Origin of the sequence: Streptomyces sp. V4I8, from assembly GCF_041261225.1 — a bacterium.
GTDB lineage: Bacteria > Actinomycetota > Actinomycetes > Streptomycetales > Streptomycetaceae > Streptomyces.
In genome coordinates this window covers 6,030,580-6,042,383 of record NZ_JBGCCN010000001.1, presented here as the reverse complement: position 1 = coordinate 6,042,383, position 11,804 = coordinate 6,030,580, and the positions used below count along the sequence as shown (strand labels likewise).

Below are 11,804 nucleotides of genomic sequence, written 5' to 3'. Positions count from 1 at the left end.
TTGTGATCTCGTGAACACCGCTGTTCGACGATCTGTACGCACGGGAGTCTAGGCCCTGCTAAAGACACCGTAAGCAGCCAGTCACACGTTGAGATCTTGTCGAGACTCTCGCCCAGCCGCAGCCAAGACCGTCTTCGGGATACGGCCGCCGATGCCTCGTCCTCCCGGGGGTGGGGATTTCCCCCGGAGGACAGCGGCGGTCCGCCTCATGGCGCTGCGGCGCAGCGCGCGGCACGCTAGCCCATATGACCGAACGCCCCACCCCTTCGCGGGACGCCTCCGGGCGGTCCGACGGCGACCAGCCGCCGCTGCCGCCCGCCCGTTTCGCCTACGACCGGCACACCTGGAAGGAGATCGCGCATCTCCTGGCGAACCTGCCGTTGTCGTTGCTCGGCTTCACCTACGTCGTGGTGGTGCTGTCCACGGGCGCCTTCCTGACCCTGACGGTGATCGGATTCCCGCTGCTGGCGGCCGGGCTGATGGGCGCGCGGCAGTTGGGCAAGCTGGAGCGGGCACGCGCGCGTGCGTTGCTCGGGGTGCGGGTGGACGAGCCGAGTCCGATGCCGTTGCGCGGCGGCAAGGACGGCTTCTTCCCGCAGCTGTGGCTGGCGCTGAAGGACCCCGTCGGCTGGCGCACGATCCTGTACGACTTCATCCGCCTGCCCTGGGGCATCCTCACCTTCACCATCACGCTGACCTCGCTGTTCGTGCTGTGGCCGGTGCTGCCGTTCATCGCGCGGGGCCTGTCGAACGCGGACCGGGCGATGGTGCGCGGCCTGCTGTCGCCCTCCGACGAGCTGGAGCGCCGTATCGCCGAACTGGAGTCGGACCGAGGGGTCGTCGTGGATACGGCCGCCGCCGACCTGCGGCGCATCGAACGCGATCTGCACGACGGCGCGCAGGCCCGGCTGGTCAACCTGGCCATGGGGCTGGGCCTGGCCAAGGAGAAGCTGCTGGAGGATCCGGACGCGGCGGCGACGATGGTCGCGGAGGCCCATGGCGAGGTGAAGCTCGCGCTGCAGGAGCTACGGGACCTGGCGCGGGGCATCCATCCGGCCGTCCTGACCGACCGCGGCCTGGACGCCGCCCTGTCGGCGGTGGCCTCGCGGTGCACGGTGCCGGTGAAGGTGACCGTCGACCTGCTGTCCAGACCCGCGGCGGCCATCGAGGGCATCGCCTACTTCACCGTCTCCGAGCTGCTGCAGAACATCAGCAAGCACAGCGGTGCGAAGTCGGCGTCGGTGGATGTGTGGCGATCGGACGAACGGCTGCTCATCCGGGTGTGGGACGACGGGCGGGGCGGTGCGCGCCTCGACGGCGGTACGGGCATGCGTGGGCTCGCCGACCGGCTGGACGCCGTGGACGGCCTGTTCGTCATCGAGTCACCGCAGGGCGGTCCGACGACCGTGACGGCGGAACTGCCGTGGCGGGACCGCGTCCCCGGGCAGGGGTAGCCGGAGCGGGGGCAGGGCCCGGTCAGGGGTAGGGAAAACCCCCCGTTCGAGACGCCGACGGCCTCCATGGTCCGCGGACCTGCGGTCGAGCAGGGTGGAGGTACGACGGCACAGCCCCGGCGGCGGGGCTGACGGGACGAGGAGAACGGACGACGCCGATGGCCACGGAGTACGGACAGGGCTACGGGCACGGGCTCGGTTACCCCGAGCGCGGCCTTCCCGAGCACGGCGGCGAGCGACGGCACCGGCTGCCGGCCGGGCTGCGGGCGCCGTTCGAGGCACGCAGCTGGCGGGAGTTCGGGTACGTGCTGCTGAGCCTGCCGATCAGCATCCTGCTGTTCGTGTACGCCATCACGATGGTGTCGCTGGGCGCGGGCCTGCTGGTGACGTTCCTGGGCATCCCGGTGCTGGCGGCGGGCCTGGCCGGCTGCCGGGGCTTCGGGGCGCTGGAGCGGGCACGCGCGCGTGCGCTGCTGGACCTGGAGGTGGCCGACCCGGAGCCGCTGCGGATGCGCCGGCGCGGCTTCATGGCGTGGATGGGCGCCGTACTGAAGAGCGGGACGTCGTGGCGGAGTGCGCTGTACGCGGTGCTGCACTTCCCGTGGGCGGTGTTCTCCTTCGTCGTCGCCGTGAACGTCTGGGCGTACGGCTGGGCGCTGCTGACGTATCCGCTGTGGTTCTGGGTCTTCCCGGTGTGGGCCGGTCAGGACGGCCTTCAGCTGTACGGCGACGAGACCCACCGCATCTACCTCGACAACCCCTTCGAGATCACGGTCACCGCGCTGGTGGGCCTGCTGTTCACGCTGGCCACGCCCTGGATCGTGCGGGCGCTGACGATGGTGGACCGGCTGCTGGTGCACGGCTTGCTCGGGCCGTCGCGGCTGGCCACGCGCGTGGTGGAGCTGGAGTCGGACCGCGGTGTCGTCGTCGATACGGCCGCTGCCGACCTGCGGCGCATCGAGCGCGATCTGCACGACGGCGCCCAGGCCCGTCTGGTGGCCCTGGCCATGGACCTCGGCCTCGCGAAGGAGAAGCTGGCGGAGGACCCGCAGGCGGCGGCGCGGATGGTCGACGAGGCGCACGGCGAGGTGAAGACGGCGCTGCAGGAGCTGCGGGATCTGGCGCGCGGGATCCATCCGGCGGTGCTGACCGACCGTGGGCTGGACGCGGCCCTGTCGGCGGTGGCCTCGCGGTGCGCGGTGCCGGTGGAGGTCCAGGTGGATCTGGACGAGCGGCCGGTGCCGGCGATCGAGGGGATCGCCTACTTCACCGTGTCGGAGCTGCTGCAGAACATCAGCAAGCACGCGCGGGCCACCTGGGCGGCCGTCGATGTGTGGCGGGTGGAGAACCGGCTGATGCTGCAGGTCGTGGACAACGGGATCGGCGGCGCGGGCACCTCCGGTGGTTCGGGGCTGGCGGGGCTGGCCGAGCGGTTGGACGCGGTGGACGGGATTCTGGTGGTCGACTCGCCGGTCGGCGGGCCCACCCGGGTGACGGCGGAGCTTCCCTGGCGGACCGTCTAGTCCGGGTGTGCCGTTCGAGCGCCCGCTGAGGTGGGGATCCGGCTCCGGTTTATCCCGGGGCCGGTCTTCCGTTTGTTGGCAAGCACTCCCTGAGCATTGCACGAGCACGCGCCCCGCGGTCGCCCCCTTCGCGCCCATGCGATCCGAACTGCCGCGGGCAGGTTATCCACAGGCCCGGTGCGGAAGAGCCGATCGCGGGATACTGAGTGCGCGAGGGACGACAGGGCCGGGACACGCTCGGCCGAATGCCAAGGCACGGGGGGCCGGGGATCGTGGAGGACAGGGTGCGGGTAGTCATCGCCGAGGACTCGGTGCTGCTCAGGGAGGGGCTGACCCGGCTGTTGACCGACCGTGGGCACGAGGTCGTGGCGGGGGTCGGAGACGGCGAGGCGCTGATCAAGACCATCACGGGGCTGGACGGACAGGGCGAGCTGCCGGATGTGGTGGTGGCGGACGTGAGAATGCCGCCGACCCACACCGACGAAGGAGTACGGGCGGCCGTACAGCTGCGCAAGTCGCACCCCGGACTGGGGGTACTCGTCCTGTCGCAGTACGTGGAGGAGCGGTACGCCACGGAACTGCTGGCCAGCTCCAGCCGCGGCGTCGGCTATCTGCTCAAGGACCGTGTGGCGGAGGTTCGGGAGTTCGTGGACGCGGTCGTGCGGGTGGCGCAAGGAGGTACGGCCCTCGACCCGGAGGTCGTCGCCCAGTTGCTGGGCCGCAGCCGTAAGCAGGACGTGCTCGCGGGGCTCACGCCGCGTGAGCGGGAGGTCCTAGGACTCATGGCCGAGGGGCGGACCAACTCGGCGATCGCCCGGCAGCTGGTGGTGAGCGACGGAGCGGTCGAGAAGCACGTCAGCAACATCTTCCTGAAGCTCGGACTGTCGCAGAGCGACGGGGATCACCGTCGGGTTCTGGCGGTCCTCACCTATCTGAACTCCTGACCATCTGACACTGTGTCAGACACGTGGGTTCCGGGCGAGACGGGGACCTAGAACCAAGGAACGAGCGGGGAGCGTCTTCAAAGAAGCGCCGGGGGGCGTGTAAATCATGACAAGTCCGGGTGGCGAACCATCTCAAATCCATGTCCGTCATGCGAATGGCCCGGGGAGGGCGACCTTTGCGGACGTAGGGTTGATCCTGGGAAGGCTTGCGGGAAGGCCATGCCCAGACAGCCGCCTCGAGGGAGGTCCAGTTCAGTGACCAGCCAGGTCAGTAGCCCAGCGGAGCAGGCCGACGAAGCCGTCGTGGGAGAGCAGCGCAAACCGGCAGGGACGAAGGACGTCCGCCGGCTGGACCGGGTGATCATTCGTTTCGCGGGGGACTCGGGCGACGGTATGCAGCTCACCGGCGACCGTTTCACCTCGGAAACGGCGTCCTTCGGCAACGACCTGTCGACGTTGCCGAACTTCCCGGCCGAGATCCGTGCCCCCGCCGGCACCCTGCCGGGCGTGTCGTCCTTTCAGCTGCACTTCGCCGACCACGACATCCTCACTCCGGGCGACGCGCCGAACGTGCTGGTCGCGATGAACCCGGCGGCCCTGAAGGCCAACATCGGTGATCTGCCGCGCGGCGCGGAGATCATCGTCAACACGGACGAGTTCACCAAACGGGCGATGCAGAAGGTGGGCTATGACTCCTCGCCGCTGGAGGACGGCTCGCTCGACGGGTACAGCCTCCATCCGGTGCCGCTGACGACCCTGACGGTCGAGGCGCTGAAGGAGTTCGACCTCAGCCGCAAGGAGGCCGAGCGCAGCAAGAACATGTTCGCCCTGGGCCTGCTGAGCTGGATGTACCACCGCCCGACCGCGGGCACCGAGAAGTTTCTGACCTCGAAGTTCGCCAAGAAACCGGACATCGCGGCTGCCAACATCGCCGCCTTCCGGGCGGGCTGGAACTTCGGCGAGACGACCGAGGACTTCGCCGTCTCGTACGAGATCGCCCCGGCGACGACGGCCTTCCCGGTCGGCACGTACCGGAACATCTCCGGGAACCTCGCCCTGTCCTACGGACTGGTCGCCGCGTCCCGCCAGGCGGACCTGCCGCTGTATCTGGGCTCGTATCCGATCACCCCGGCCTCGGACATCCTGCATGAGCTGAGCAAGCACAAGAACTTCGGCGTACGGACGTTCCAGGCCGAGGACGAGATCGCCGGCATCGGGGCGGCGCTGGGGGCGGCCTTCGGCGGCTCGCTGGCGGTGACCACGACCTCCGGCCCCGGCGTGGCGCTGAAGTCGGAGACCATCGGGCTGGCCGTGTCGCTGGAGCTGCCGCTGCTGGTGATCGACATCCAGCGGGGCGGACCTTCGACGGGCCTGCCGACCAAGACCGAGCAGGCGGACCTGTTGCAGGCCATGTTCGGCCGCAACGGCGAGGCGCCGGTGCCGATCGTCGCCCCGTGTACTCCGGCGGACTGCTTCGACGCGGCCCTGGAGGCGGCACGGATCGCGCTCACGTACCGGACGCCGGTGATGCTGCTGTCGGACGGCTATCTGGCCAACGGCTCGGAGCCCTGGCGGATCCCGGAGCTGGACGAGCTGCCGGACCTGACCGTGCAGTTCGCCCAGGGACCGAACCACACCCTGGAGGACGGAAGCGAGGTCTTCTGGCCGTACAAGCGCGACCCGCAGACCCTCGCCCGGCCCTGGGCGATCCCGGGTACGCCGGGCCTGGAGCACCGGATCGGCGGCATCGAGAAGGAGGACGGGACGGGCAACATCTCCTACGCCCCGGCCAACCACGACTTCATGGTCCGCACCCGCCAGGCCAAGATCGACGGCATCGAGGTGCCGGACCTGGAGGTCGACGACCCGCACAAGGCGACGACACTGGTGCTGGGCTGGGGATCGACGTACGGCCCGATCACGGCCGCGGTCCGCCGGCTGCGCAACGCCGGCGAGTCGATCGCGCAGGCGCATCTGCGCCATCTGAACCCGTTCCCACGCAACCTGGGCGTGGTACTCGGACGCTACGAGAAGGTGGTGATCCCCGAGATGAACCTCGGCCAGCTCGCCACCCTGATCCGGGCGAAGTACCTGGTGGACGCCCACTCGTACAACCAGGTCAACGGCATGCCGTTCAAGGCGGAACAGCTCGCCAAGGCGCTCAAGGAGGCCATCGATGGCTGAGACGTCCACGGAAGGCACGGGCACGATCGAGGCGCTCTCACTCGTCCCCAAGGCCGAGGCCCGCCAGTCCATGAAGGACTTCAAGTCCGATCAGGAAGTGCGCTGGTGCCCCGGCTGCGGTGACTACGCGATCCTCGCCGCGGTCCAGGGCTTCATGCCGGAGCTGGGCCTGGCCAAGGAGAACATCGTCTTCGTCTCGGGCATCGGCTGCTCGTCCCGCTTCCCGTACTACATGAACACGTACGGCATGCACTCCATCCACGGCCGCGCCCCCGCCATCGCGACGGGCTTGGCCAGCTCGCGGCGGGACCTGAGCGTGTGGGTGGTGACCGGTGACGGTGACGCGCTGTCGATCGGCGGCAACCACCTGATCCACGCCCTGCGCCGGAACGTCAACCTCAAGATCCTGCTGTTCAACAACCGGATCTACGGCCTGACGAAGGGCCAGTACTCGCCCACCTCCGAGGTCGGCAAGATCACCAAGTCGACGCCGATGGGTTCGCTGGACGCGCCCTTCAACCCGGTGTCCCTCGCCATCGGCGCGGAGGCGTCCTTCGTGGCGCGGACGGTGGACTCCGACCGCAAGCACCTCACCCAGGTGCTGCGCGAGGCGGCGGCCCACCGGGGTACGGCGCTGATCGAGATCTACCAGAACTGCAACATCTTCAACGACGGCGCCTTCGAGGTCCTCAAGGACAAGCAGCAGGCCGAGGAGGCGGTGATCCGGCTGGAGCACGGGCAGCCGATCCGCTTCGGCACGGACGGTGCGCGCGGCGTCGTACGGGATGCGCAGACCGGTGACCTGAAGGTCGTCACCGTCACCCCGGAGAACGAGTCGCAGATCCTGGTCCACGACGCCCACTCCGCGTCCCCGACCACGGCGTTCGCGCTGTCCCGTCTGGCCGACCCGGACACCCTGCACCACACCCCGATCGGTGTGTTCCGCTCGGTGGAACGTCCGGTGTACGACACCCAGATGGCCGACCAGCTGGACACGGCGATCGAGCAGAACGGCAAGGGGGATCTTGCCGCGCTGCTGGCGGGTGGGGACACCTGGACTGTGGTGGGCTGACCAGCACGTTCGAACGAGGTTGAGGGCCCGGCGGCGTACGGCACCGGGCCCTCAGCTTCAGTTACGCGAGGCCTTCAGCTGCGCTAGACCTTCGGCGGCGCCAGACCTTCGGCAGGCGGTGACCTTCGGCGGCGCCAGACCTTCGGCAGGCGGTGACCTTCGGCGGCGCCAGACCTTCGGCAGGCGGTGACCTTCGGCGGCGCCAGGCCTTCAGTGGCGCCAGACCCTCAGCTACGCGAGTCGGTCTTCCGCGCGTCGTACACCTCGCGGGCCTTCTGCACTTCCCCCATCCGCTCGCTGGTCCACAGCGCCAGCCCGCGCACCTGCTCGGCCGCCTCGCGGCCCAGGTCGGTCAGGGAGTAGTCGACCCTCGGCGGGATCACCGGCTTCGCGTCGCGGTGGACCAGGCCGTCGCGCTCCAGGGTCTGGAGGGTCTGCGTGAGCATCTTCTCGCTGACGCGGCCGATCGCGCGGCGCAGTTCGCTGAAGCGGTAGGGGCGGTCCAGGAGCTCGATCAGGACGAGGACGCCCCAGCGGCTGGTGACGTGCTCCAGGACCAGGCGGTAGGGGCACATCTGCTCGCCGATGTCGCACTTGTCCGTCGGCATGCCCGCCGTAGTACTTACAGCCATGCCAGTACCTTACTTCAAAGTGGGTACTTTCGCAGAGTTAGCGCACTCCCTAGGGTTAGCTGCAGAGTCAACGCACCCCACAAGGAGTTCTGATCATGAGCATCGTCGTCACCGGAGCCACCGGACATCTGGGCCGCCATGTCGTGGAGCAGCTGCTGGAGAAGGTTCCGGCTGACCAGATCACCGCCGTCGTCCGCACCCCCGAGAAGGCCGCCGACCTCGCCGAGCGCGGCGTGAAGATCGCCACCGCCGACTACAACGCCCCCGAGACCTTCGACGGACTGTTCGCGGCCGGCGACAAGGTGCTGCTCATATCCGGCAGCGAGTTCGACAAGGGCCGCGTCAGCCAGCACCAGGTCGTCATCAACGCCGCCAAGGCCGCCGACGCCGCGCTGCTCGCCTACACCAGCGCCCCCGGCAGCCTCACGGCCGCCCTTGCCGACGACCACCGGGACACCGAGAAGGTCCTCCTGGAGTCCGGGCTGCCGTACGCGCTGCTGCGCAACGGCTGGTACCACGAGAACTACACCGAGAACCTGGCGCCGGTCCTGCAGTACGACGCGGTCACCCACGCCGCCGGCGAGGGCCGCGTCTCCTCCGCCTCCCGCGCCGACTACGCGGCCGCGGCCGTCGCCGTACTGACCGGCGAGGGGCACGAGAACAAGACGTACGAGCTGGGTGGCGACGTCGCCTGGAGCTTCGCCGAGTACGCCGCCGAGCTGAGCCGGCAGACCGGCAAGGAGATAGCCAACAACGCCGTCTCCGCCGAGGCCCTCGCCGGCATCCTGACCGGTGCCGGGCTGCCCGAGCCGCTCGCCGCGATCTTCGCCGGGGTGGACACCTCCATCGAGAAGGGCGAACTGGTCGTCGACAGCGGGGACCTGTCCCGCCTGACCGGCCGCCCGACCACTCCGCTCGCCGAGGCGATCGCCGCCGCGCTCAAGAGCTGACCGCGGCCGGCGCCTGTCCGGACGGCGGGCGCGCCCGCCCCGAAACGTCGTCTCGGGCGGTCCAACCCCCGCGTGTCATGACCGTATGGCGATACGGGCATGACACGCGGGGGTGTTCGGCGTTACCTTCGTGAAGGCCGCCACGCGGGCGCGGCCGGGTGAGCGCGAAGGAGGGGCCGTGAGCGGAAAGTCGCAGGGTGAGCGGCGGATAGGACTGCTGAACGGCTTTGCGGCGTATGGGATGTGGGGGCTCGTTCCCCTCTTCTGGCCCCTGCTGAAGCCCGCCGGGGCGGTCGAGATCCTCGCCCACCGGATGGCCTGGTCCCTGGTCTTCGTGGCGGTGGCGCTGGTCTTCGTACGACGCTGGGCCTGGGCGGGTGAGCTGATACGGCAGCCGCGGCGGCTGGCGCTCGTCGCCGTCGCCGCGGCCGTGATCACCGTCAACTGGGGGCTCTACATCTGGTCCGTGAACACGGGCCATGTGGTGGAGGCGTCGCTCGGGTACTTCATCAATCCGCTCGTCACCATCGCGATGGGCGTGCTGCTGCTGAAGGAGCGGCTGCGGCCGGTGCAGTGGGCGGCGGTCGGTGTCGGCTTCGCGGCCGTGATCGTGCTGACCGTCGGGTACGGCCAACCCCCGTGGATCTCCCTCACCCTCGCCTTCTCCTTCGCCACGTACGGGTTGGTCAAGAAGAAGGTCAACCTCGGAGGCGTCGAGTCGCTGGCCGCGGAGACCGCGATCCAGTTCCTGCCCGCCCTGGGATATCTGGTGTGGCTGACGGCGCACGGGGAGTCGACGTTCGCCTCGGAGGGGCCCGGCCGTATGGCGCTCCTCGCGGCCACCGGTGTCGTCACCGCCCTGCCACTCGTCTGCTTCGGCGCGGCCGCGATACGGGTGCCGCTGTCGACGCTCGGGCTGCTGCAGTACCTGGCGCCCGTCTTCCAGTTCCTGCTCGGCGTCCTGTACTTCCGCGAGGCGATGCCGGCCGAGCGGTGGGCCGGGTTCGCGCTGGTGTGGCTGGCGTTGACGCTGCTCACGGCCGACGCGTGGCGCTCCGCGCGGCGGAGCAGGGTGGCCGAGTTCAGCGTGCCGAGGGTGGAGAAGCCTGCGTCCGCCGTGGTGGACGCCTGACACCTGGCCCCGCTGACACTCGGACCCGCTGACACCTGGCCCCGCTGACACCCGGCCCGCTGACACCCCGGCCCGGACGCGGACTTCGGCATCCTGTTCATCGCCGGCTGATACCCGGGCACTGACACCCGAGCCGACTGACACTCGGACCCCCTGCACTCGGGCTGCCGCTTGAGTGCATCGACCGGCGATTCTCCTTGGCGGCCCGGCCACGCACCGCATATGAGTGGTCGTATGACACAGGCACCCGTACCCACGCCCGCCCCCCTCCACTGGAAGCTCGTCATCGACTGCGCCGACCCGCAGTCCCAGGCCGACTTCTGGGCCGCCGCGCTGCGCTACGAGGTCGAGGACAACAACGCCCTCATCGAGCGGCTCCTGGAACTCGGCGTGCTGCCGCACGAGGAAGTCGTCGAGTTCCACGCACGTCTCGCCTTCCGGGACCTGGTGGCCGTACGGCACCCGGACGACCCGTATGACAAGGACAGCGGCACCGGGCGAGGGCGGCGACTGCTGTTTCAGCGGGTGCCGGAGGCGAAGACCGTCAAGAACCGGCTCCATCTCGATCTGCACGCGGTGGCCGGGGAGCGCGAGGCCGAGGTCGAGCGGCTGCGGGGGCTCGGGGCGAGTGTGCTGCGGCACATGAAGGAACCGGGCGGGGAGTGGGCGGTGATGGCGGATCCGGAGGGGAACGAGTTCTGCGTGCAGTGAGGCATGCGGGGTTCGTGAAGTGAGGTATGCAGCGTTCGCACAGTGCGCCATGCGGCGTGCGCGCAGTGAAGCCATGCAGGGTTTTCCCTATCCGAACTCCAAGGCCGGATAGCACTCTTGACGGAGAGTCAGGCTCACCTCGACCATCCAGGCACCCCATTCACTGAGGAATCCCTGTGATTCCCAAGGAATTCGGAGCCCCCCACATGAAGCTCTCCGTCTCCTGGCGCGCGTCGGCGGCCGCCGCAGTGGCGACCGCCACGCTTCTGACCAGCGGGTTCATAGCCGGCGCGGCACCCAGAGCCGAGGCCCTGGCCGCCGCCCCCGACATCCCCGTGGCCAACGTCAAGGCCCACCTCACCCAGCTCCAGTCCATCGCCACCGCCAACGGCGGCAACCGCGCCCACGGCCGCCCCGGCTACAAGGCCTCCCTCGACTACGTGAAGGCCAAGCTGGACGCCGCCGGATACACGACGACGATCCAGCAGTTCACGTCCTCCGGCCGCACCGGCTACAACCTGATCGCCGACTGGCCCGGCGGCGACACCAACCAGGTCGTCATGGCCGGCTCGCACCTCGACAGCGTCTCCTCCGGCCCCGGCATCAACGACAACGGCTCCGGCTCGGCGGCGGTCCTGGAGACCGCACTCGCCGTGTCGCGGGCCGGCTACCACCCCACCAAGCATCTGCGCTTCGCCTGGTGGGGCGCGGAGGAGCTGGGCCTCGTCGGCTCCCGCTACTACGTCAACAGCCTCTCCACCGCCAACCGCGCGAGGATCAGCGGCTATCTGAACTTCGACATGATCGGCTCACCCAACCCCGGTTACTTCGTCTACGACGACGACCCCGCGATCGAGAAGACCTTCAAGGACTACTACGCCGGCCTCGGCGTCGCGACCGAGATCGAGACCGAGGGCGACGGCCGCTCCGACCACGCGCCGTTCAAGAGCGCGGGCGTGCCGGTGGGCGGCCTGTTCACGGGGGCGAGCCGTACGAAGACAGCGGCGCAGGCGGCCAAGTGGGGCGGTACGTCGGGGCAGTCCTTCGACCGCTGCTACCACTCGTCCTGCGACACGACGTCCAACATCAACGACACCGCCCTGAACCGCAACAGCGACGCCGTCGCCTACGCGGTGTGGGAGCTGTCGGAGTAGGACTGGACTCCGGGGCCAAGAAGTCCGAGGAGTCCGAGGCCAAGGACT

Annotated in this window: 10 protein-coding genes; 9 read left to right on the top strand and 1 reads right to left on the bottom strand. The window is 69.4% G+C overall.

The window, feature by feature from the left end; translation table 11 throughout:
- Positions 1–245 precede the first annotated feature (245 nt).
- From ABIE67_RS27515 to ABIE67_RS27495, 5 genes are all read left to right on the top strand, one after another.
- Positions 246–1,454 carry a sensor histidine kinase gene (locus ABIE67_RS27515; RefSeq protein WP_370262790.1) on the top strand — a complete coding sequence of 403 codons (1,209 nt, stop codon included), beginning with the start codon at positions 246–248 and terminating at the stop codon, positions 1,452–1,454.
- 158 nt (positions 1,455–1,612) lie between these two features.
- Positions 1,613–2,977 (top strand): sensor histidine kinase, encoded by a 1,365-nt coding sequence (locus ABIE67_RS27510; protein WP_370262788.1) that lies wholly within the window; start codon positions 1,613–1,615, stop codon positions 2,975–2,977.
- A 245-nt stretch (positions 2,978–3,222) separates the two neighbouring features.
- Positions 3,223–3,921: a LuxR C-terminal-related transcriptional regulator gene (locus ABIE67_RS27505; RefSeq protein ID WP_370262786.1), complete on the top strand. Its 699-nt coding sequence runs from the start codon at positions 3,223–3,225 to the stop codon at positions 3,919–3,921.
- A 255-nt stretch (positions 3,922–4,176) separates the two neighbouring features.
- Positions 4,177–6,105, top strand: coding sequence for a 2-oxoacid:acceptor oxidoreductase subunit alpha (locus ABIE67_RS27500; RefSeq protein WP_370262784.1), 1,929 nt, complete (start codon positions 4,177–4,179; stop codon positions 6,103–6,105).
- Positions 6,098–7,177 carry a 2-oxoacid:ferredoxin oxidoreductase subunit beta gene (locus tag ABIE67_RS27495; protein ID WP_370262782.1) on the top strand — a complete coding sequence of 360 codons (1,080 nt, stop codon included), beginning with the start codon at positions 6,098–6,100 and terminating at the stop codon, positions 7,175–7,177. Before ABIE67_RS27500 ends, ABIE67_RS27495 begins: the two co-directional genes overlap by 8 nt.
- Positions 7,178–7,404: 227 nt before the next feature.
- On the opposite strand, the gene ABIE67_RS27490 is transcribed toward ABIE67_RS27495, so the two are convergent.
- On the bottom strand, positions 7,405–7,809 hold the full coding sequence (locus ABIE67_RS27490) for a winged helix-turn-helix transcriptional regulator (protein WP_370262780.1): 405 nt from the start codon (positions 7,807–7,809) through the stop codon (positions 7,405–7,407).
- Between the two features lie 95 nt (positions 7,810–7,904).
- On the opposite strand from ABIE67_RS27490, the gene ABIE67_RS27485 reads away from it, so the two are divergent.
- From ABIE67_RS27485 to ABIE67_RS27470, 4 genes are all read left to right on the top strand, one after another.
- Positions 7,905–8,759, top strand: coding sequence for an NAD(P)H-binding protein (locus ABIE67_RS27485; RefSeq protein ID WP_370262778.1), 855 nt, complete (start codon positions 7,905–7,907; stop codon positions 8,757–8,759).
- Between the two features lie 178 nt (positions 8,760–8,937).
- The gene (gene rarD / locus ABIE67_RS27480) at positions 8,938–9,891 is read left to right on the top strand and encodes an EamA family transporter RarD (protein ID WP_370262776.1); all 954 of its coding nucleotides are present in this window, start codon (positions 8,938–8,940) and stop codon (positions 9,889–9,891) included.
- Positions 9,892–10,125: 234 nt separating this feature from the next.
- Positions 10,126–10,602, top strand: a complete 477-nt coding sequence (locus ABIE67_RS27475) for a VOC family protein (protein ID WP_370262774.1) — start codon at positions 10,126–10,128, stop codon at positions 10,600–10,602.
- Between the two features lie 206 nt (positions 10,603–10,808).
- Positions 10,809–11,756, top strand: a complete 948-nt coding sequence (locus tag ABIE67_RS27470) for a M28 family metallopeptidase (protein WP_370262772.1) — start codon at positions 10,809–10,811, stop codon at positions 11,754–11,756.
- Positions 11,757–11,804: the final 48 nt, after the last annotated feature.